Consider the following 23,020-nt stretch of genomic DNA (forward strand, 5'->3'; position numbering starts at 1 on the left):
CCGTGTTCTCACGAACACGGGCTTCTTTATTGCTGTTTACCGGTTGGCGGTTGTGTTGTTTGCCGTATTGGCATTGTTGGTCGCAGCGTTATTGGTCGTGGCGTTATTGCCGGTTACAGCATCGCCGACCGCATTCGCACCGTCCTCAACGGCGCGTCCAACATCATCCACCGCACTTCTCACGTCACCGGATACCGTACCGGTTCCGTTGCCATCGACAACCGTGCCGGTGCCGTCCGTGTAACCGCTGCCAGTGGCGCCGTTCACACCAGTGTTGTCGTAACCGGTGCCGTCATTTCCCACAATGCCGTCGTTGTTGCCATCGACGACGCCAGAGCCGCTGCCAGTTGTCGTGCCGTTCGTTGTTGTATTCGCCGTGCCGCAGCCTGCAAGCATCGTCAACAGCAGCGCAAGCGACAGGCACAGTGCACCCATTCTTTTTTTCATGCATATTACCTCCAAAGGCTGAAATTTGCCTTTAGTTTTCCGATATGCACAGGATTTTATACAGGAAACGGCAAAACAGGATATCCGAACTGTTTTGTCACACCGTAACCGGTTCGACCCGGTCTTTTTCCGTCACGGGACGCAGCACCCGGCACGGCGTTCCCGCCGCGACGACACCCGCCGGAATGTCGCGCGTCACAACGCTGCCTGCGCCGATGACACTTCCCTTTCCAATCGTCACACCGCCGCAGACCGTCACATTCGCGCCGATCCAGACATCATCCTCCAGCGTGATGGGCGCAGAGGTCAGAATACCCTGCGCGCGCTGCTCCGCATCCATCGCATGTCCAACACAGGAGAGGCATACGCCCGGCGCGAGAAAAGCGTTTGCACCGATATACACCGGCGAAGTGTCCAGAATGACGACATTGTGATTGACCACCGTCAGACCGTGCGTATGGATATTGAATCCGTAATCGCACTGGAATGCCGGCTGGATGAATGTCAGCGGATGGCAGGTGCCGAACAGCTGCTTCAACAGCTCTGCGCGTTTGGCCTCGTCGTCCGGGCAGCACATATTGTATTCCCAGCACAGGCGCTTGGCCTTTTTTTGCAGTTGCGTTGGCATATCAAAATTTGATGCACTGTATGGCCTGTCTGATTTCATTATGGTAAGGATGTCCATCTTTCTTCCTTTCATTCCGTCAGCTTCAAATGTCGCATATGTTTTTGCAGTACATCCAGAATCGCACCGGTGACAAAGCCCATTGGGATTGCCGAAATGAGCAGCAAGGGCAGGTATGCGATGACATCTGCCGACTGCATGACCAGCATCGCCGCAAGCACCTGCCCGATGTTGTGCATCGCCGCCGACGCCGCACTGATGCCGTAAAAAGAAAACCATTTGTTCTGCTTATGCAGCAGCAGCCAGGTCATCGTCAATGCGAGCGTGCCGCCGACCAGACTGAACAGCAGCTGTGTGATGCTGCCGGCAAACAGCGCCGCGAGCACGACGCGGCAAAATAAAATTGCATACGCCTCCTTCGGTGTCAGGAACAGCAGGGCAAACATCGTCACAACATTTGCAAGCCCGAGCTTGATGCCCGGAATCGGGATGAGAAATTCCAGCGGGATCATGCGCTCCGCGAGCGACAATGCCAGCGCCAGCGCTGTCAGCATCCCGCACAGCGCGATGCGTTTTGTCTTGTTCATGCGCCCTCCTGTCACTGCGCGACGGCATCCACGCCGTCCGGATTGCTTCCGGTAATTTTTATCATGACCCGATTGGGCAGGCACACGGCGGATTGTCCGACACGCGAAATCCAGCCGGTGCGTTCGCATGTATGATCGGGGCACTGAGATGAAACAAAGCGCATGCGGTCGCCGTCGATTTCAATCGTGACCTCGCCTGTGCGGCCCTCAAATGCGATGGTTTCCTGCTCTGTTCCGCCGAGCTTGATCTGCCGGTACAGCTCGCCATCCACCAGAATCTCGCCATAGGTCTGGTCGGTCTGCATCAATGCCAACCGAATCCAGATACCGCATGCCAGCGCGATAATCGCGGCAAAAATGACAAAATCCCCCGCCTTCAGCGGAATTTTATTCTTCATAGGTATACTCCGAGCTGGTCAGGGAAAATTTGTCCCTGAGACCGTCTGTGACATAGACGGTCTGATCGTTCCGGACAAAAATTGCCTCAATATCATGTTCCTCGCAAAATGCCCGTGCCCGGTCATAGCCCATGACAAACAGCGCGGTCGTGTAGGCGTCCGCCTCTGTCGAGCATGCGGAAACCACGGTCACACTGCGCAGGTCAGTCTCGGCGGGCCAACCGGTTTTCGGATCGAAAATATGACAGTAGCGCTTGCCGTCCTGCTCAAAATAGCGCTCATAGTCGCCGCTGGTTACAATACTGGTATCACTGACGCTGAGCGTCGCAAAATAGTCGCCCGGATTGTCCGGGTCGGTGATGCCGACTGTCCATGGCACGCCGTCCTCCTTCTCCCCGAGGACATAAATATTTCCGCCGAGCGTAATGACCGCCTGCTTGATGCCAGCATCGCGCAGCAGCTGTGCGACATGGTCGGCGGCATAGCCCTTGCCGATACCGCCGAGGTCAATGCGTGCGCCTGCGGGAAGCGATGCAGACGTTCCGTCGAGCTGTACACGCTGATAGCCGACCAGCGCCAGCGCCTCGTCAATCTCTGCCTGCGCGGGAACTTTCGCCTGTTCTGTGCCGATGCCCCACAGATCAGACAGCGGCGCGGTCGTCGGGTCAAAGCATCCCTCCGTTTCCTCCGCAAGCCGGAGTGCCTGTCCCAGCACATCCGCCGTCTGTTCGGACAGCTCCACCGGTTTGCCGTCCGCGTGGTTGAGTGCATAGAGCTCACTGTCCTCCTGCGTGCGGGAAATATCCTGCTCCAGTCCGTTGATATACTGCACGCACTGGTTGATCGCATCCTGTGCATGGGAACCGTATGCCCGGATATTCATTGCGGTATCCATCGCATAAAAATCCTGTGAAACTTCCTTCTGCCCGCAGCCCGCCAGCACCGCCGCCATGAGCACAGCGGCTGCCACGGCGCCAAGCCATCGTTTTTTCATTGCAAATCCTCCAGTTAAAAGTCCTTTTTATTATAATACGCCGCCTGTCCAATTACAACAGCGAAAGACCCGCGCCGCCGAAGCGGTACGGGTCTCTGCCTTGAACATGTATTAGGGATTGATAGAAGGATGATAATCTGATTAGTCTTCGTACTGAAGAGCATCGTAGCCGACCGCGCCGGTACGAACCTTGATGACATTCTGTACATCGTAGATGAAGATCTTGCCGTCGCCGATATGGCCGGTATAAAGAACCTTGCGGCAGGTATCAACAACCTGTTCAACCGGTACACGGCTGACAACCATCTCGAGCTTGATCTTCGGATGCAGGGTTGCGTTGACCGGAACGCCGCGGTAGAACTCGGTCGCGCCCTTTTCTACGCCACAGCCGAGGACGTTGGTCATGGTCAGACCAGCTACGCCGATCTCTTCAAGAGCATTCTTGAGGTCCTCAAAACGGGACTGCTTGCAGATGACAACAACCTTGGACAGCTTGTGTCCGTCTTCGCCGGTGGACGGAACCTCCGTTGCCGGGATAGCCTCAGCAACCGGAACCGGATTGGTTACCGGAGCATACTCACCTTCCGGCTTATACAGGCCATTGACCGTCGGAATCTGCATGAAGTCAGCATAGGAGGAGGTCAGGCCATGTTCCATGATGTCGAGACCGCGGATTTCTTCTTCTTCGCTTACGCGGAGGCCTACAGTGTGCTTGATGACCCAGAATACGATGGTCATGGTAACTGCAACCCATGCAGCTACTGCAACGACACCGAGAATCTGAACCAGCAGGAAGTGTGCACCGCCGCCATAGAACAGGCCGCCGTCAACAGCGAACAGGCCGGTCAGGATGGTGCCCAGTGCGCCGTTGATGCAGTGTACGCCAACAGCACCGACCGGGTCGTCGATCTTCAGAACCTTTTCAACGAATTCAATGCCGAATACAACAGCGAAGCCTGCGCAGATGCCGATGACCGCAGCGCCGAACGGGGTGACCATGTCACAGCCCGCAGTGATTGCTACCAGACCTGCCAGAGAGCCGTTCAGGGTCATGGAGACATCCGGCTTCTTATAACGGATCCAGGTAATGCACATAACGGTAACGGTTGCAACAGCAGCCGCCAGGTTGGTGGTAACATAAACAGAAGATGCGGTCTCGTATGCGCCGTCGGTCATAGCAACGGTGGAAGCACCGTTGAATCCAAACCAGCAGAACCACAGGATGAAGCAGCCCAGTGCACCGAGGGTGAGGGAGTGACCCGGAATTGCCTTCGGCTTGCCGTCCTTGCCAAACTTGCCGATACGCGGGCCAAGGAATGCAGCACCGATCAGAGCTGCAACGCCGCCGACCATGTGTACCGCCGTGGAGCCTGCGAAATCATGGAAGCCCATCTGTGCAAGCCAGCCGCCGCCCCAGACCCAATGTCCGGAAACCGGATAGACAATGCCGCTGATAATCATGGAATAGATGCAGTAGGAGGAGAACTTGGTTCTCTCAGCCATTGCACCGGAAACGATGGTAGCAGCGGTTGCACAGAACACCGTCTGGAAAATCAGGGTGGTGTAGCCGCCGTCGCCGCCGTTGGTCATAAAGTCGAAGCCACCGATCAGAGCGCCAGTGCCGCCGAACATAATACCAAAGCCAAACAGCCAGTAAATCGGAGTGCCGAGCGAGAAGTCCATCAGGTTCTTCATGATGATGTTGCCGGCGTTCTTTGCACGGGTAAAGCCGGTCTCTACCATTGCAAAGCCTGCCTGCATGAAGAATACGAGGGCAGCGCCAAGCAGGGTCCACGAGGTGTCAATGGCGGCTGCATGATCCGCCAGAACACTCATAATCGAAGTGGTATCCATGTTGAATATTCCCCTTTATCAAGAAATTTATATCGTACAAACCGGCATATCTGTGCTCCCTAATGCACAGATGCGCCTGTATGCAGCCATAGAAAAAAAGGCGTATACACCTCCCCATGATCGGGAGACTGTGTACACGCCATTGTGTCAGAAACAATATTGAATGATACGTTTATGTGTCGTGAGAAATCAGATGCCGAACAGCAGCTTGTCGTATGCCGGGAACGGCCAGTACTTCTCAGCCGTGTTGACTTCCATCTCGTCGGCAACTGCACGCAGGGCATCCATTGCCGGGATGACGGTCTCATGCTCATAGTTTGCGGCGTTCTGTGCACCCTCGACATCAGCCGCACCTGCGATAACCTCTTCCAGTGCAGCGGTCTTGTCGTAGGCATCGGATGCCAGAGCGGACAGCCTCTCGATCTGCTTGATTTCCAGATCCGCATTCAGACCCAGCGTCTTCTTGTTGCACGCGATGTCGGACAGCTCCTTGACATAGCTGGAAACTGCCGGCAGAATGTCCTTCTTGGACATATCAACCATGGTGCGGGACTCGATTGCAATGGTCTTTGCGTACTCGTCGAGCAGGATCTCCTGACGGGACTTCAGCTCAGCCTCGCTCAGAACGCCGGTCTCCTCAAACAGGTCAACGAACTCATCGTATGCAGCCAGTGCTTCCGGCGTGCTGCGCAGGTTCGGCAGGCCGCGCTTCTCAGCTTCTTCAATCCAGCTGTCATCATAGCCGTTGCCGTTGAAAATAACGCGCTGATGTGCAGTCAGCTCACGCTTAATCAGAGCATTCAGAGCCTTCTGGAAGTCTTCTGCGCCTTCCAGCTCGTCAGCGAAGTCCTTGAATACGTCAGCAACTGCGGTGTTCAGCATCATGTTGATGCAGCCGATGGACTGGGAAGAACCAGGCATACGGAACTCAAAACGGTTGCCGGTGAACGCAAACGGAGAGGTTCTGTTGCGGTCGGTGTTGTCCTTCGGGAATACCGGCAGGGTGGTAACGCCGAGCTCAATCTTAGCCTGACCGCCGACTGCGGACTCGCCGCCGTCGATGATGTCCCGGACGACGCGCTCCAGCTCGTCGCCGAGGAATACGGAAACAATGGCCGGAGGTGCTTCGTTTGCGCCCAGACGATGGTCATTGCCTGCGGAAGCAACCGACAGACGCATCAGCTTCGCATACTTGTCAACCGCAGTGATGACAGCGGTCAGAATCAGCATGAACTGTGCATTGTCCTTCGGATCCTTGCCCGGATTCAGCAGGTTCTCGCCCATATCGGTGGACATCGACCAGTTATTGTGCTTGCCGGAGCCGTTGACACCGTCGAACGGCTTCTCATGCAGCAGGCAAACCATGCCGTGCTTCAGGGCAACCTTCTTTGCGATGTCCATCAGCAGCTGGTTGTTATCGGTTGCAATGTTGGTGGTGGAGAAGATCGGTGCGACCTCATGCTGTGCCGGTGCAACCTCGTTGTGCTTGGTCTTAGCCAGCAAGCCGTACTTCCACAGCTCAACGTCGAGGTCAGCCATGAATGCGGCGATGCGCGGCTTGATGGTGCCGAAGTAATGATCTTCCATCTCCTGACCCTTCGGGCTCATTGCGCCGAACAGGGTGCGGCCGGTGAAGATCAGGTCCTTGCGCTGGTCGTAATACTTCTTGTCAACCAGGAAGTATTCCTGCTCCGGACCTACGGTGGTGGTAACGCGCTTGACATCCTTGCCGAACAGCTTCATCACGCGGCATGCCTGCTTGCTGATCGCGTCCATGGAGCGCAGCAGCGGGGTCTTCTTATCCAGCGCTTCACCGGTATAAGAACAGAATGCAGTCGGGATGTACAGGGTGCCGTCCTTGACAAAGGCATAGGAGCTCGGATCCCATGCGGTATAGCCGCGTGCCTCGAAGGTTGCGCGCAGGCCGCCGGACGGGAACGAGGATGCATCCGGCTCGCCCTGAATCAGTTCCTTGCCGCCGAACGACATGATGACCTTGCCGCCCGCAGTCGGGGTGATAAAGGAGTCATGCTTCTCCGCGGTGATACCGGTCATCGGCTGGAACCAGTGGGTGTAATGGGTGGCGCCCTTCTCGACCGCCCAATCCTTCATTGCGTTCGCAACGACGTTTGCAATGCTTACGTCGAGCGGCTCGCCGAGGTCGATGGTCTTCATCAGCTTCTTGAAGACTTCCTTCGGCAGCTTGTCGCGCATTACGTTTTCATTAAATACGTTCTCGGCGAATATCTCCGGAATGTTAACCATTGTACAACGCACCTCCATGCAATGTATCTTTTGAATTAGAATCGTACTGCTTCTTAATTAGATTATACTACTTAAGATCTCTACCCGAGTAATAAAAATGGCGCCGCGGATTTGAACATCCACAGCGCCTTTGCTGTTTACGCTGTCTATTATATCCTCCGGTTCCGAATCTGTCAACTCAATTTTTAAAACTTTACTCCAAATCTGGTCAAGTTTTACTATTTTGCCCCATTCATGCTCCTTTTTGAGTAGAGATTCTATGCAGGTTGTATGAAATCTACAAAATCACTCACTTTTCTTATGCAAAGTGCTTGACGTTTCCCGACCTTTATTATAGAATAAGTGCAATGAACAATGGCGTTCATTCCATAGCACAGAGGCCGCGTGGCCGGTATGTTATGGAATGAACGCCTTTTTGTTTTTGCGGCACTGCCGGGGCATGCTCCCGGCTTTTCGTATCAATACAACGGTGTATTTCTTACGGTATACAATAATATATGTATATCCTATGCGGCAGAGACATCATTCAGTACACAGACTCGTATCCTATTGATAATGTGAAGTAATATTAGGAGGAATCTACCATGCTAAAAGAAGGTCAATACCATATCCCTTCGGGATGTGCGATCTCGGGCATCTTCCACAAGGACGGCCGCCGGACGGACGGCACCGAAATCATCCGCTCCATCTCCACGATGCATGACCGTTCCAACGGCCTGGGCGGCGGCTTCGCGGCCTACGGCATCTATCCGGAATACGCGGACTGCTATGCGTTCCATCTGTTTTACGATGATCCGTCCGTCAAGGATGTCTGCGAGAAGTTCCTCGAGGAGCACTTTGAAATCGCATCCATGTCCCGCATCCCCACCCGCAAGCACCCGTCCATTACGGACGAGCCGCTGATCTGGCGCTACTTTGTTGTACCGCGCCGCTATAAGCTGATTGAAACCCAGCTGTCCGAGGACGAATTCGTTGTCCGCTGTGTCACCAACATCAACCATAAATTCAAGGGCGCTTACGTCTTCTCCAGCGGCAAGAACTGCGGTGTATTCAAGGCCATCGGCTTCCCGGAGGATGTCGGCCTGTACTACCGCCTGGAAGAATATGAAGCATATTCCTGGACGGCACACGGCCGTTACCCGACCAACACCCCCGGCTGGTGGGGCGGCGCACATCCGTTTGCCATGCTCGACTTCACCATCGTCCACAACGGCGAAATTTCCTCTTATGATGCAAACCGCCGTTCCATCGAGATGCACGGCTACAAATGTGACCTGCTGACCGATACCGAGGCGATTACCTATATCTTTGATTACCTGATCCGCAGAAAGGGCCTGACGCTGGAGGAGGCTGCACATGTTGTCGCCGCTCCGTTCTGGTCCACCATCGAAAAGATGCCACCGGAGCAGAAGGCAGAATATACCTACCTGCGCGACGCATTCGCAGGCCTGCTCATCAACGGCCCGTTCTCCATCATGCTCGGCTTCACCGGCGGCGTGATGGCGCTCAACGACCGCCTGAAGCTCCGCTCCATGGTTGTCGGTGAAAAGGGCGAAGACGTCTATATCGCCTCCGAGGAAGCGGCAATCCGCGTCATCCAGCCGGAGCTGGATAAGATCTGGGCGCCGCGCGGCGGCGAGCCGGTTATTGTAACCTTAAACGAAGACGCGCAAGGAAAGGAATAATCCATCATGGCTATTGAGTATTTATATCCCCAGTTCGAAGTTCTGCGCAATCCGGACCGCTGCATCGCCTGTCGGGTATGTGAGCGCCAGTGCGCGAACGAAGTACATCACTTTGATACCGATCTTCAGAAAATGGTCTCCGACGAGAGCAAATGTGTCAACTGCCACCGCTGCGTCTCCCTGTGTCCGACCCGCGCACTGAAGATCACCAAGACCAACCATCAGTTCCGCGAAAATGCAAACTGGACCGGCGAGACCATTCAGGAGGTCTACCGTCAGGCAAATTCCGGCGGCACCCTGCTGTCTTCTATGGGCAACCCGAAGGACTTCCCGATTTACTGGGATAAGATCCTGATTAACGCTTCTCAGGTTACCAACCCGTCCATCGACCCGCTGCGTGAGCCGATGGAAATCCGCACCTTCCTCGGCAAGAAGCCGACCACGATTGAACGCGATGAAAACGGCAAGATCATCCCGAACCTGTCGCCGCGTCTGGAGCTCGACATTCCGGTCATGTTCTCCGCAATGTCCTACGGCTCCATCAGCTACAACGCACATGAGTCTCTGGCACGCGCTTCCAAGGCGATGGGCACCTACTACAACACCGGTGAGGGCGGCCTGCATGAGGACTTCTACAAGTGGGGCGGCAACACCATCGTTCAGGTTGCATCCGGTCGTTTCGGTGTTGAAAAGGATTATCTGGATGCCGGCGCCGCAATCGAAATCAAAATCGGCCAGGGCGCAAAGCCGGGCATCGGCGGACACCTGCCGGGCGCCAAGGTCGCGGCGGATATCTCCCGCACCCGTATGATCCCGGAAGGCACGGATGCCATCTCCCCGGCACCGCATCACGATATTTATTCTATTGAAGATCTGCGCCAGCTGGTGTATTCTTTAAAGGAAGCAACCGCATATAAGAAGCCGGTTATCGTCAAGATTTCCGCGGTTCACAACGTCGCGGCAATCGCCTCCGGCATTGCGCGTTCCGGCGCTGACATCATCGCCATCGACGGCTTCCGCGGCGGCACGGGCGCTGCTCCAACCCGCATCCGCGACAACGTCGGCATCCCGATCGAGCTTGCGCTTGCAGCAGTTGACCAGCGTCTGCGAGACGAGGGCATCCGCGACAATGTTTCCATCGTCATCGGCGGCTCCATCCGCAACTCGGCAGACATCGTCAAGGCGATTGCACTCGGCGCGGACGCAGTTTACATCGCAACCGCTGCCCTGCTGTCGCTCGGCTGCCATCTGTGCCGCACCTGCCAGAACGGCAAGTGCAACTGGGGCATTGCAACCCAGCGCCCCGAACTGGTAAAACGCCTGAATCCGGACATCGGTTCCGAACGCCTGATTAACCTGCTCACCGCCTGGGGTCATGAGATCCGCGAGATGATGGGCGGCATGGGCATCAACTCCATCGAGGCTCTGCGCGGCAACCGCCTGATGCTCCGCGGCATCGGCCTCAACGAAAAGGAACTGGAAATCCTCGGCATCAAGCACGCCGGTGAATAAGGGAGGCAGACTTACCAGATGAAACGAGTATATGTAAATGAGAAATGGTGTCTTGGATGCCATCTTTGTGAATACAACTGTGCGTTTGCCAATTCCGGCATCGACGACATGGCAAAAGCGCTCAAGGGCAAGACCATCGCCCCGCGCATCCGCGTAGAGGAAGGCGACAGCATCAACTTCGCTGTTTCCTGCCGTCACTGTGACAACCCGCTGTGTGTCAAGGGCTGTATTTCCGGCGCACTCTCCATTCAGGACGGTGTGATTTCCATCGACTCCGATAAGTGCGTCGGCTGCTACACCTGTGTTCTCTCCTGTCCGTATGGCTGCATCAGCACCTCCGAGGCAGGCGCAGTACAGAAGTGTGAGCTGTGCACCAAGAATGCAGACGGCACGCCGCAGTGTGTTGCCGGATGTCCGAACCACGCGATTGTATTTGAGGAGAGGTGAGCAAAGTGAAGTATGTTATCATCGGCAATGCAACTGCCGCTATCGGCACGGTTGAAGGCATCCGTTCGGTCGACAAGTACGGTGAAATCGTCCTGATTTCCAGCGAGCCGCATTTCACCTACGGCCGCCCGCTCATCTCCTACCTCCTGCTCGGCAAGACCACCGAGGAAAAGATGAACTATCGTCCGCGCGATTTCTATGAAGCAAACAATGTAACCGCAATGCTCGGCCGCACCGTCACCAGCATTGACAAGAACGCAAAGGCTGTCGTTCTGGAAAACGGTGACAAGGTCTCTTATGACAAGCTGGCAATCTGCACCGGTTCCCGTCCGTTTGTCCCGCCGATGGAGGGTCTGGATACCGTTGAAGCACAGACCCCGTTCATGACGCTCGACGATGCTCACCGTCTGGCTGGCCTGCTGGGCGATCAGAAGGACAAGGATGTACTGATTATCGGCGCGGGCCTGATCGGTCTGAAGTGCGCAGAAGGTATCCTGCACCTGTCCAAATCACTGACCATCGTCGATATGGCGCCGCGCATCCTGCCGAATGTACTGGATGAATACGGTTCCTCCTTCCTCCAGAGCTATCTGGAGGGTCTGGGCATGAAGTTCTATCTGTCTGACTCCGTTGCAAAGTTCTCCACACCGAACCATGCTATTTTCAAGAGCGGCATGGAGCTGGATTTCGACGTTCTGGTTGTCGCCGTCGGCGTCCGCCCGAACACGGGTCTGGCAGAGGAAATTGGCTGTGAGGTCAATCGCGGCATTCTGGTCGACACCCACAGCGCAACCACCGTTCCGGACATCTACGCTGCCGGCGACTGCACGGTTTCGCATGACATCGCAGCGGACACTGACCGCATTCTGGCAATCCTGCCGAACGCATACCTGCAGGGCGAAGCTGCCGGCGTCAACATGGCAGGCGGCGACAAGGTATTCGATCAGGCATTCCCGATGAATGCGTCCGGATTCCTCGGCCTGCATATGATTACCGCAGGCAGCTATGACGGCGAGGAATTTGTCACCAAGACGGAAACCTCCTATAAGAAGCTGGTTGTCCGTGACAATAAGCTGGTCGGCTTTATTCTGATCGGCGATGTAGATCGCGGCGGCATTTACACCTCCCTGATCCGCGATCAGGTTCCGCTGGACACCATTGACTTTGACCTGATTCGTCAGCATCCGCAGTTGATGGCATTTGCCAAGGCGGAGCGCGCGAAGAAGCTCGCACAGCCGCACTAAGGGAAAGGACGAATCACTATGAAGAAACTGAATGTAGATCTCATGCATTTTGAAGACCTCAACAACTGGGTTCGCGCCTGTGAGGATTCTGAGATTTTTCTTGATAATCTGATTGGCCAGCGCTATGTCGGCGCGGCCTCCAGAGGCAAGAACATTATTATCACCGGTACGCCGGGCAATGCGCTGGGCGCTTATCTCGACGGCTCCACCATCCTGGTCAACGGCAACGCACAGGATGCAACCGGTGATACCATGAACAGCGGTGCCATCATCATCGATGGCAACTGTGGTGACACCACCGGCTATGGCATGCGCGGCGGCAAGATCCTGATTAAGGGCGATGCCGGTTATCGCGCAGGCATTCACATGAAGCAGTACAAGGAGCACATTCCGGTTCTGGTCATTGGCGGCAAGGCCGGTTCCTTCCTGGGCGAATACCAGGCAGGCGGCGTTATCATCGTCCTTGGCAAGGGCTGTGAAGGCAAGCAGCCGACCGGCTTCTTCTGCGGCACCGGCATGCACGGCGGACGCATTTTCCTGCGCTGTGATGAGGATCCGGATGTTCCGGTTCAGATCAAGGCCGAGGTTGCAACCAACGAAGACAAGGCTTCTATTCTGGAATATGTCAAGGATTACTGTGAGAACTTCGGCGGCGATCCGGAAGCGCTCCTGCGCGAGAAGTTCTATGTCCTGACACCGAACTCCAACAGCCCGTACAAGCGCATGTATACCTTTAACTGATTTTTATTTTGCAAGTATAAAACCCATACGGACAGCAGATTTCACCCAGAATTCCTTGCTGTCCGTTTTGCGGTTTTTTAACAGAGGAGGATTTATGAACGATTACACCTACCGCGAGGTCATGCAGTACATCTCGGAAAATGATGTAAAATTCATTCGTTTGGCTTTTTGCGACATTTTTGGCAAGCAGAAAAATATTTCCATTATGCCGCGCGAGCTGTCGCGTGCCTTTGAAGAAGGCATTTCCTTTGATGCATCCGCTGTTCGTGGATTCATGAATATTGAAATGTCTGATCTGCTGCTGTTCCCCGATCCGACCACGCTTTCCATTCTGCCGTGGCGTCCGTCACAGGGCCGTGTTGTGCGCTTTTTCTGTGACATCAAGTATCCGGATGGCACGCCATTCGAGGGCGATGGCCGTCAGGTTCTGCGGCAGGCACAGGAGGACATGCGTCGTCTGGGCTATTCGGTCAAAATCGGCACGGAATGTGAATTCTATCTGCTGCGGCAGGATGAAAACGGTCTGCCGACCAAGATCCCGCACGACAACGCGTCCTATCTGGATATCGCACCGCTGGACAAGGGTGAGAATGTGCGCCGCCAGATCTGCCTGACGCTGGAAGAGATGAATATGCGCCCGGAGGCCTCCCATCATGAGCAGGGTCCCGGACAGAATGAGATTGATTTTGCCTATGATTCCGCGGTAACTGCGGCGGATAATATGATTACGTTCCGCAGTGTAGTCAAGACGCTGGCGGCATCCAACGGTCTGTACGCATCGTTTATGCCGAAGCTGTTCCGCGATCATGCGGGCAACGGCCTGCACATCAACCTGTCGCTGTTCCAGCACGGAGAAAATCTGTTCTGCAATCCGAATGAATCGCATTCCCCGGTTGTGGAGAGCTTTATCATGGGTATTCTGACCCGCTGCTATGAGATTTCGGCATTTCTCAATCCGCTGGTCAATTCCTATGATCGTTTCGGCAACTATGAGGCACCGCGCTATATCACCTGGAGCCATCAGAATCGTTCACAGCTCATTCGCATTCCGGCGGCGCACGGTGTCAATCAGCGTATGGAACTGCGTTCACCTGATCCGTGTGCAAACCCGTATCTTGCATTCTCCCTGCTCATCCGCGCAGGCATGGAAGGCATCGAACGCGGCCTGAAGCTGTGTGATCCGTGCAACCTGAATCTGTACGATGTACCCGCTTCGCTCGTGCGTGAATATGACTGCCTGCCAAGCAATCTGAATGAAGCAATTAAGGCATCGCAGAACAGCGAATTTGTACATCGGTCTCTTCCGGAGAAAATTATTGATGCGTATCTGTCGGCAAAGACAAGCGAATGGAACAGATATGTCGATGCATCGGATAAATCTTCCATGATTGATTCGCTGTATTTTTCTGCCTACTGACGGCTTGTGGTGTGTCTGCTGTTTTCGTACCACGGCAGTATAACGTGTAAATCCCACGCCACAGAGAGGTGTCAATTTGGAGAAAATATTACTGGTAACTGCATCCAAGAAAAGTGCGGATATGCTTCTGGAGCTGCTACAGGCCGGCGGACAGCGGCCCGATCGCATTTTGGTCACCGGCTCCTGCAATGAAGCGCGCCGTGTTTTAATTGAAAATAATGTTGATCTGATTGTTATCAATACACCGCTGACAGACGAATTTGGGCATGAATTTGCTGTACACGCCTGTCATACCACAACGGCAGGCGTGCTGATGCTTGTTAAATCGGATCTTGCGGATTCTGTCGCAGAGCGTGTGGAAAGTGATGGTGTGTTCGTCATCACCAAGCCGATTTCCCGCCCGCTTTTTTATCAGACGCTGCATCTCGTCAATGCCTCGCGTATGCGTGTCTATACGCTGCAAAAGGAAAACCGTCAGCTGCGCCAGCGCATTGAGGATATCCGCGTCATTGATCGTGCCAAGTGCATTCTTGTCGCGGAGCGACATATGAGTGAACCAGAAGCGCATGCTTACATCGAAAAACGCGCCATGAATTACCGACAGACCAAGCGCGATGTCGCAGAGGAAATCATCCGCTCCTTCTGACTTACTTTTCTTTTTACAAAAAAAAAAGTAAGCAAAAGAAAAACGTGTGTTTGGAATCCGTCTGCCATACAGGCCAGCCGGATTCTCCCGTTATCCGCATCGCGCTCTCTTGCCGCTTTCTTTTTGCAAAACAGAAAAATAAGCAAAGAAAAACATTTGTTTGCAATCCGTCTGCCGTACAGGCCAGCCGGATTCTCCCGTTATCCGCGTCGCGCCTTTTTGCCGCTTTCTTTCTGTAAAACAGAAAAGTAAGCAAAAGAAAAACGTGTGTTTGGAATCCGTCTGCCATACAGGCCAGCCGGATTCTCCCGTTATCCGCATCGCGCTCTCTTGCCGCTTTCTTTTTGCAAAACAGAAAAATAAGCAAAAGAAAAACATTTGTTTGCAATCCGTCTGCCGTACAGGCCAGCCGGATTCTCCCGTTATCCGCGTCGCGCCTTTTTGCCGCTTTCTTTCTGTAAAACAGAAAAATAAGCAAAAGAAAAACGTGTGTTTGGAATCCGTCTGCCGTACAGGCCAGCCGGATTCTCCCGTTATCCGCGTCGCGCCTTTTTGCCGCTTTCTTTCTGTAAAACAGAAAAATAAGCAAAAGAAAAACGTGTGTTTGGAATCCGTCTGCCGTACAGGCCAGCCGGATTCTCCCGTTATCCGCGTCGCGCCTTTTTGCCGCTTTCTTTCTGTAAAACAGAAAAATAAGCAAAAGAAAAACGTGTGTTTGGAATCCGTCTGCCGTACAGGGCAGCCGGATTCTCCCGTTATCCGCATCGCGCTCTCTTGCCGCTTTCTCTTTGCGAAATAACAAGCAAAAAAAGAGCGTCTGTATAGAACTCTCTCCTTTGTCTGCCCGGCAGTCAAAGGAACGGAGGAAATTCGCCGTAATCTTGTCGCTTTCCTCCCTTGAAATAGACTTTCTTTCCCTGTATAATTAGTCTGAATGTATTTTGTGCGCCCCGGCGCAGCAAACCAATTCTACAGATTTTAGAGGATGACACGCAAATGAAGCTGAATTTCACTAAAATGCACGGCTGCGGCAACGACTATATTTATTTTAACTGCTTCAATCAGCAGGTTGCCGACCCGGAAGCACTTGCAATCCGTCTGTCCGATCGTCATTTTGGCATCGGCGGCGATGGCATCGTCCTGATCTGCCCTTCTGATGTTGCAGATGCAAAAATGCGCATGTTCAACGCGGACGGCAGTGAAGGAAAGATGTGCGGCAACGCAACGCGCTGTATCGGTAAGTATATGTACGACAACGGCCTGATTGACAAGCCTGAGATGACGCTGGAAACGCTCAGCGGCATCAAGCTGCTCAAAATGGTCGCAGAAGACGGCAAAATTGTCCGTGTCACCGTCGACATGGGCAAGGCAATCCTGAAGCCGTCGGAAATTCCGACAAAGTTCACGGGCGATCTCGCCGTTTCCGTTCCGCTCGATGTGGACGGCAAACAGTATGCGGTCACCTGTGTCTCCATGGGCAACCCTCACTGCGTTGTCTTTGTCGATGAGGATGTCGAAACTCTCGACCTCCCCGCAATCGGCCCGTCGTTCGAGAACCATGAGATGTTCCCCGAACGCATCAACACTGAATTTATCCGTGTCATCGACGATCACACCCTGCAAATGCGTGTCTGGGAACGCGGCAGCGGTGAAACCTGGGCATGCGGCACAGGCGCATGCGCGGCAGCTGTCGCAGCTGTCCTGAACGGCTATTGCCCCAAGGGCGAGGATATCACAATCCATCTGCGCGGCGGTGATCTGACGATCTGTTATACCGATGAGGCCGTGTTCCTCAGCGGTTCTGCAACTACTGTATTTGAAGGGAGCGTGGAAGCATGACCAAGTATATCTTTGTAACCGGCGGTGTCGTTTCCGGCCTCGGTAAGGGCATTACGGCTGCTTCACTTGGCCGACTGCTCAAAAGCCGCGGCCTGAAGGTCGCTGCGCAAAAGCTCGATCCGTATATCAATGTCGATCCGGGTACGATGAGCCCGTTTCAGCACGGCGAAGTGTATGTCACTGAAGACGGCGCGGAAACCGACCTCGACCTCGGACATTACGAGCGCTTTATTGACGAGGATCTGAATAAGTATTCCAACCTGACCACAGGCAAGGTGTACTGGAATGTCCTCAACAAGGAACGTGACGGCAAATATCTGGGCGAAACCGTCCAGGTTATCCCGCACATCACCGATGAAATCAAATCGTTTATCTATTCGGTCGGCAAAAAGACCAGCGCCGACGTTGTCATCACCGAAATCGGCGGTACGACCGGCGACATTGAGTCTCAGCCGTTCCTGGAGGCGATCCGTCAGGTATCCACAGAGGTCGGACGCCGCAACTGCCTGTTCATCCATGTCACGCTGGTTCCGTTTATTTCCGGCTCGGATGAACCGAAATCCAAGCCGACACAGCACTCTGTCAAAGAGCTGCGCGGCCTGGGCATCCAGCCGGATATGATTGTCTGCCGTGTTGACCAGCCGCTGACCGATGACATCCGCCACAAGATTTCCATGTTCTGCAATGTTCAGCCGGACTGTGTCATTGAAAACAGAACCGTGCCGGTGCTGTATCAGGCACCGATGATGCTGGAGCAGAGTCATTTCTGTGATATCGTCTGCCGAGAGCTGGTGCTCGACTGCCGCAAGGGAGATATGAGCGAGTGGTATGAAATGCTCGACCGCATCGACAGCCGCAAGGGCAGCGTCAAAATCGGCCTGGTTGGCAAATATGTCCGCCTGCATGACGCCTATCTGTCCGTCGCGGAAGCCCTGCAACATGCGGGGTATGAAAACGGCACGGAGGTCGAAATCGAGTGGATTGATTCCGAGGAGATCAATGACTCCTCTGTGGACAAGCTGCTTTCCGGCTGTGACGGTATCATCCTGCCGGGCGGCTTCGGTTCGCGCGGCATCGAGGGAATGGTCTGCGCGGCAGAATACTGCCGTGTCCGCAAGGTTCCGTATTTCGGCATCTGCCTCGGCATGCAGATTGCCGTAATCTCCTATGCGCGCAACGTGCTCGGCTATGAGGATGCAAATTCCGGTGAATTTGACCCGGAGAGCCAGCACTGTGTCATCGACCTGATGGAAAGCCAGCAGGGTGTTTCCAAGAAGGGCGGCACCATGCGTCTGGGCGCATATCCGTGCCACATCCGTCCGGGTACGAAGATGGCAGAGGCATATCAGCAGGAGGATATTTCCGAACGTCATCGTCACCGCTACGAATTCAACAATCAGTTCCGTCAGGAATTTGAGAGCAATGGCCTGACCATCTCCGGCACCTCCCCATCCGGCGAGCTGGTGGAGACGGTCGAAATCGCGGAGCATCCGTTCTATGTCGGTGTTCAGTTCCATCCGGAATTCAAATCCCGTCCGAACCGCGCCCATCCGCTGTTTAAAGCGTTTATTGCAGCATCTATGAAAAGGAGAGATACAACCTATGAAAGTGAATCATAATTTTGCGAATATTGCACAGAGCTATCTGTTTTCTACCATCGCGCAGAAGGTTGCGGACTATACCGCAGCGCATCCGGATGCACCGGTTATCCGCATGGGCATCGGCGATGTCACCCTGCCGCTGCCGCAGGCTTCCATCGACGCGATGCATGCCGCTGTCGATGAGCTGAGCCATCAGGAGAGCTTCCGCGGCTATGGCCCGGAGCAAGGCTATGACTTCCTGAAGGATGCCATCCAGGCATACTATGCTTCTCACGGCACCCAGCTGGAATCGGATGAAATCTTTGTTTCCGACGGTGCAAAGTCCGATGTCGGCAACATTCTCGACCTGTTCGATCAGGATAACACCGTCCTCGTTCCGGATCCGGTTTATCCGGTTTATGTCGACACCAACACGATGGCAGGCCGCAAGATCCTGTATATGGATGCAAATGAATCCAACGGCTTCCTGCCGCTGCCGGATCCGGCTGTCAAGGCAGACATCATCTACCTCTGCTCCCCGAACAACCCGACCGGTGCTGTTTACGACCGTGCCGGCCTGAAGGCATGGGTTGACTATGCACTGGCAAATCAGGCAGTGATCCTGTTCGACGCAGCTTACGAGTGCTTTGTAGCAGACGAAAACCTGCCGCGCAGCATCTTTGAAATCGAAGGTGCAAAGAAGTGTGCCATTGAATTCTGCTCGTTCTCCAAGACCGCAGGCTTCACCGGTACCCGCTGCGGCTACACGGTCGTCCCGCTGGAGCTGGAGTTTGAGGGCATGAACCTCAACAAGATGTGGCTGCGCCGCCAGACCACCAAGTTCAATGGCGTCGCTTACATTGTCCAGCGCGGTGCGGCTGCTGTCTTCACCGAAGAAGGCGTCAAGCAGGTACAGGAGCATCTGGACTACTACCGCGAAAATGCACGCATTCTCGCAGATGCAATGGATGAACTCGGCATCTGGTACACCGGCGGCAAAAACTCCCCGTACATCTGGCTCAAGTGCCCGAACGGCATGGAGTCCTGGGAATTTTTTGACTACCTGCTGGAGAATGCCAACGTTGTCGGCACGCCGGGCGCCGGATTTGGTGAAAACGGCAAAAACTTTTTCCGTCTGACTGCATTTGGTGACCGTGATAAGACGAAGGAAGCCGTTGAGCGCATCAAAAAGCTGCTTTCCTGAACTTTTTCTGACGTAAAAAGCGTCTTCTAAAACTTTTTACGGAAACTATACATTTTCACAAGGGACGTGTGGGCCATTCCTGCGCGTCCCTTGACTTTTTGTTACTCAAAAGGTATAATAACCGTGTTTTAAGTCCAATGGAGGCGCTTTTAAGAATGAAAAATAAGTTAAATTTGTGTAAACAGTTTCTCGCGTCCAACATAGGAATGATTTTCTTTTATCTCACGCCGCTGGCAACCTTCCTCATGGTGGAGGTGCTGGAATTCGGCGGAAGCGACAGCGAATGCATGCTGCCGAACAGCTTTGCTTTCTGGGTAAACCTGATGTTCTATTATGGTGTCTTCCTCCTGTTCCGCGCGGTGACCGGACGCACCCGTTTTTCTATCATTTTTCTCAACCTGGTCTTTCTCATCTTTGGCGTCATCAACTACTATTCGATCGATATCCGCAATTCACCGGTTGTCCCGTGGGACCTGTACGCGGTAGGAACCGCAGCACAGGCGCTCGATGGCTTTACCTGGACGATTCCCCCGCAGGTCATTGCCTGTGTGGTTGGCTGCATCATCTGGTGGGTCATCACAATGCGCATGAAATTCCCTGTACCGCGGGTGCGCAAACGCGTGGAACTGTTCGCGGCTTCTGCCGTGATGCTGACCGCCTTTACGCTGATTGCAACCGTCGGACGGGATAACTTCTACATCAGTGCATGGCGTCAGGTAACGGCCAACCGCCGCAACGGCATGGCACTCAACTTCACCATCAACATGGATTCGCTGTTCAACGAGGCACCAAGCGATTATTCCAAAGAGAATGCAAACACCATTCTCTCCTCGGTCTCCAGCGATGAAACCGCAGACACAGCCACAGAACAGCCGAACATCATCGCCATCATGGATGAAACCTTTGCAGATCTGTCCATCCTCGGTGATTTGAATCTGGAAAACATCGATGACGTGATGCCGTTTGTTCACTCGCTGAGTGAAGACGACAATGCCATCACCGGACAGCTGGTTGTCCCTGCCTTCGGCGGCGGCACCTGCAACTCGGAATATGAATTCCTGACCAGCAATACTTACGCATTTTTCAAATCCGGCAGCTATCCGATGCTGCAATATGTCCACGGTGAAACCGAATCCCTCGCTTCGGTTCTGTCGGAGCAGGGCTACAGCACAGTGGCCATTCATCCGTATTACGGCTCCGGCTGGGGACGCAACCGTGCGTATCCGCTGATGGGCTTTGATACCTTCCTCGACATTGACGACTTCGATGACGAAACCACCGAATATCTCCGCCGCTATGTCAGCGACAATTCGTCATTTGACAAGATCATCGAGACCTATGAATCGAACAATGCGGAATCGGATGATCCGCTGTTCCTGTTCAACGTCACGATGCAGAACCATTGCGGCTATGATACGGTTTATTCCAACTTCCCGGAAACCGTCGAGTTTGAATATGATTCACTGTATCCGTACACCAAGCAGTACCTCTCCCTGATTCAGGAATCCGACCGCGCGATTGAAAAGCTGGTGGAATACTTCAGTGAACAGGATGAGCCGACGATCATTGTCTTCTTCGGCGACCATATGCCGTACATCGAAAATTCGTATTACAACCATCTGACCATGTATTCCACCAAGACGGATGCAGAAATCGAGATGGATAAACACACCGTTCCGTTCTTCATCTGGGCGAACTATGACATTGAAGGCTACGATGCCGGACGCATCAGCGCCAACTATCTTGGGCCGATGACGCTCGACGTTGCCGGTGCACAGATGAGCGAATATGAGGAATATGTCTACAGCCTGAAGGACGAATATCCGGTTATTTCGGCAACCGGCTGCATCAACAAGGATGGTATTTTCGTCCCGTTGGAAATGGCAGCACAGGATCTGCACGACTATAAAATCGTACAATACGAATACGTCTTCGACAATGAGGGCGGCACGGACACCGGCTCCGACACTCCCGTCGCAGGAAGCGCAGCAAGCTGACACACATACAAACGGAAGCAGAAAAATCTGCTTCCGTCAGCCTGTCGAAAAAGTCGCCGAAAGGCGGCTTTTTCTGTTATAATAAAGATAAGAAAGACAGGTGATAAAATGATAGTAAAAGGGAAGGAAAACAGAGAGGCAGTAGAGATTGTAAGTCTGGATATGTTAGTGCCCGAGGATCATCTACCGAGGAAAATAGATGCAGCAGTAGATTTCAAACAAATTTATGAATTTGTAGATGATTTGTACTGCAAGGACAACGGCAGGCCAAGTATCGATCCGGTAGTATTGTTTAAGATTGTAATGATACAGCACATATATGGGATACCATCGCTCCGGCGGACGCTGGAAGAAGTGAATATGAATGTTGCATACAGGTGGTTTATCGGTTATCCATTGAATGAACAGGTGCCGCATTTTTCAACAGTAAGCTATCATTTTAAGCATCGTTTTACAACAGCAACTGTAGAATATATATTTCGGTGGATATTGAACACAGCAGCAAAGGAAGGATTTCTGGATACGAGTGCAATTTTTATCGATGGGACACATATCAAAGCAAGTGCAAACATGAAGAAAAAAGCACGAAAAGCTGTTCCAGTTGAAGCAAAACGATATGCAAAGGAGCTGCGGGAAGAAATTAACAGAGATCGCGAAGAACACGACAAAAAGCCATTCGATGATGATGACGATTCAACACCGCCAAAGGAGAAAGAAATAACAGTTTCGACAACGGATCCGGATGCCGGCGTATTCCATAAAGGTGAACACAAGAAGTGTTTTGCCTACGAAGCGCATACAGCCTGTGACAAGCATAATTTTATTCTCGACGTAGAAGTAACAGCAGGAAATGTACATGACAGTGTAGCATTTGACCCGTTATATGACCAGCTTTGCGAACATTACCCAGAACATAAAACGATAGTAGCAGACAGCGCCTACAAAACTCCTTCGATTTGCAAACGTATTTTTGAGAGTGGAAGAGTATTATCTACAGCATATAAACGTCCAATGATAAAGAAAGAAGGTCATGAATGGTGGAAATATGTTTATGATGAGTATTATGATTGTGTAATCTGTCCGGAGTATAAAACACTTCATTATGCAACAACGAACAAAGATGGATATCGTGAATATAAGAGCAGGTCATACGTCTGCGAACATTGTCCGACCAGAGAGCTGTGTACATCGAGTGCAAAGTTTGAAAAGACTGTCACCAGACACGTATGGGCTGATTATGTAGAGTTGGCAGAAGACGCACGTCATATGACTGAATATCGTGACTTATATAAACTCCGACAACAAAAGATTGAACGTGTATTTGCAGATGCCAAAGAAAAGCATGGTATGCGCTATACACAATATCGAGGCTTGGCTCAAGTTACCAACTGGGTGAAGCTTAAATTTGCTGCCATGAATCTGAAAAAGCTGGCTATGTGGAAGTGGAAGATCCATTTCCCTATTCCAGTTTTCCGGCTTTTTCCCTATATGTGCCAAAATCTGGCTCTCGCTTAATGCGCAGCCGGGTTCTTCGACAG

At 53.2% G+C, this 23,020-nt stretch carries 20 protein-coding genes; 13 read left to right on the plus strand and 7 right to left on the minus strand.

What is annotated here, in order from left to right; all coding sequences use genetic code 11:
• Positions 1–36: 36 nt before the first annotated feature.
• The 7 genes from CBW42_RS10505 to CBW42_RS10535 all read right to left on the minus strand — a co-directional run bounded on the left by CBW42_RS10505 (position 37) and on the right by CBW42_RS10535 (position 7,170).
• Positions 37–447 (minus strand): hypothetical protein, encoded by a 411-nt coding sequence (locus CBW42_RS10505; protein WP_087021065.1) that lies wholly within the window; start codon positions 445–447, stop codon positions 37–39.
• Positions 448–544: 97 nt separating this feature from the next.
• Complete coding sequence (locus CBW42_RS10510) at positions 545–1,132, minus strand: sugar O-acetyltransferase (RefSeq protein WP_087021067.1); 588 nt, start codon at positions 1,130–1,132, stop codon at positions 545–547.
• Between the two features lie 11 nt (positions 1,133–1,143).
• Positions 1,144–1,659, minus strand: coding sequence for a Gx transporter family protein (locus CBW42_RS10515; RefSeq protein ID WP_242969854.1), 516 nt, complete (start codon positions 1,657–1,659; stop codon positions 1,144–1,146).
• Between the two features lie 11 nt (positions 1,660–1,670).
• Positions 1,671–2,057, minus strand: a complete 387-nt coding sequence (locus CBW42_RS10520) for a NusG domain II-containing protein (protein WP_087021070.1) — start codon at positions 2,055–2,057, stop codon at positions 1,671–1,673.
• Complete coding sequence (locus CBW42_RS10525) at positions 2,047–3,051, minus strand: FAD:protein FMN transferase (RefSeq protein ID WP_087021074.1); 1,005 nt, start codon at positions 3,049–3,051, stop codon at positions 2,047–2,049. The genes CBW42_RS10520 and CBW42_RS10525 overlap by 11 nt, the downstream gene beginning before the upstream one ends.
• 141 nt (positions 3,052–3,192) lie before the next feature.
• Complete coding sequence (locus CBW42_RS10530) at positions 3,193–4,905, minus strand: ammonium transporter (protein WP_242969855.1); 1,713 nt, start codon at positions 4,903–4,905, stop codon at positions 3,193–3,195.
• A 189-nt stretch (positions 4,906–5,094) separates the two neighbouring features.
• The gene (locus tag CBW42_RS10535) at positions 5,095–7,170 is read right to left on the minus strand and encodes a glutamine synthetase III family protein (protein WP_087021076.1); all 2,076 of its coding nucleotides are present in this window, start codon (positions 7,168–7,170) and stop codon (positions 5,095–5,097) included.
• Between the two features lie 584 nt (positions 7,171–7,754).
• Here CBW42_RS10535 and CBW42_RS10540 point away from each other — a divergent pair.
• From CBW42_RS10540 to CBW42_RS10600, 13 genes are all read left to right on the plus strand, one after another.
• Entirely contained in the window at positions 7,755–8,855 is a 1,101-nt protein-coding gene (locus CBW42_RS10540; RefSeq protein ID WP_087021079.1) for a class II glutamine amidotransferase, read from the plus strand.
• A gap of 6 nt (positions 8,856–8,861) precedes the next feature.
• Positions 8,862–10,367 (plus strand): glutamate synthase-related protein, encoded by a 1,506-nt coding sequence (locus CBW42_RS10545; RefSeq protein ID WP_087021082.1) that lies wholly within the window; start codon positions 8,862–8,864, stop codon positions 10,365–10,367.
• An 18-nt stretch (positions 10,368–10,385) separates the two neighbouring features.
• Positions 10,386–10,814, plus strand: a complete 429-nt coding sequence (locus tag CBW42_RS10550) for a 4Fe-4S dicluster domain-containing protein (protein ID WP_087021085.1) — start codon at positions 10,386–10,388, stop codon at positions 10,812–10,814.
• Positions 10,815–10,819: 5 nt separating this feature from the next.
• The gene (locus CBW42_RS10555; RefSeq protein WP_087021088.1) at positions 10,820–12,058 is read left to right on the plus strand and encodes an NAD(P)/FAD-dependent oxidoreductase; all 1,239 of its coding nucleotides are present in this window, start codon (positions 10,820–10,822) and stop codon (positions 12,056–12,058) included.
• A gap of 18 nt (positions 12,059–12,076) precedes the next feature.
• Positions 12,077–12,799: a GltB/FmdC/FwdC-like GXGXG domain-containing protein gene (locus tag CBW42_RS10560; RefSeq protein WP_087021091.1), complete on the plus strand. Its 723-nt coding sequence runs from the start codon at positions 12,077–12,079 to the stop codon at positions 12,797–12,799.
• 94 nt (positions 12,800–12,893) lie between these two features.
• On the plus strand, positions 12,894–14,216 hold the full coding sequence (locus CBW42_RS10565; protein WP_087021094.1) for a glutamine synthetase family protein: 1,323 nt from the start codon (positions 12,894–12,896) through the stop codon (positions 14,214–14,216).
• A gap of 76 nt (positions 14,217–14,292) precedes the next feature.
• Positions 14,293–14,862, plus strand: a complete 570-nt coding sequence (locus CBW42_RS10570) for an ANTAR domain-containing response regulator (protein ID WP_087021097.1) — start codon at positions 14,293–14,295, stop codon at positions 14,860–14,862.
• Positions 14,863–15,022: 160 nt separating this feature from the next.
• Positions 15,023–15,661, plus strand: a complete 639-nt coding sequence (locus tag CBW42_RS14480; RefSeq protein WP_133058299.1) for a hypothetical protein — start codon at positions 15,023–15,025, stop codon at positions 15,659–15,661.
• A 197-nt stretch (positions 15,662–15,858) separates the two neighbouring features.
• Positions 15,859–16,701, plus strand: coding sequence for a diaminopimelate epimerase (dapF, locus tag CBW42_RS10580; protein WP_087021103.1), 843 nt, complete (start codon positions 15,859–15,861; stop codon positions 16,699–16,701).
• Positions 16,698–18,320, plus strand: a complete 1,623-nt coding sequence (locus CBW42_RS10585) for a CTP synthase (RefSeq protein WP_087021106.1) — start codon at positions 16,698–16,700, stop codon at positions 18,318–18,320. Before dapF ends, CBW42_RS10585 begins: the two co-directional genes overlap by 4 nt.
• Positions 18,304–19,485 carry an LL-diaminopimelate aminotransferase gene (locus CBW42_RS10590; protein ID WP_087021108.1) on the plus strand — a complete coding sequence of 394 codons (1,182 nt, stop codon included), beginning with the start codon at positions 18,304–18,306 and terminating at the stop codon, positions 19,483–19,485. Before CBW42_RS10585 ends, CBW42_RS10590 begins: the two co-directional genes overlap by 17 nt.
• 155 nt (positions 19,486–19,640) lie before the next feature.
• On the plus strand, positions 19,641–21,482 hold the full coding sequence (locus CBW42_RS10595; protein ID WP_165761142.1) for an LTA synthase family protein: 1,842 nt from the start codon (positions 19,641–19,643) through the stop codon (positions 21,480–21,482).
• Positions 21,483–21,590: 108 nt separating this feature from the next.
• On the plus strand, positions 21,591–22,997 hold the full coding sequence (locus CBW42_RS10600; RefSeq protein ID WP_087021114.1) for an IS1182 family transposase: 1,407 nt from the start codon (positions 21,591–21,593) through the stop codon (positions 22,995–22,997).
• Positions 22,998–23,020: the final 23 nt, after the last annotated feature.

Source organism: Butyricicoccus porcorum, from assembly GCF_002157465.1.
GTDB classification, from domain to species: Bacteria; Bacillota; Clostridia; order Oscillospirales; family Butyricicoccaceae; genus Butyricicoccus_A; species Butyricicoccus_A porcorum.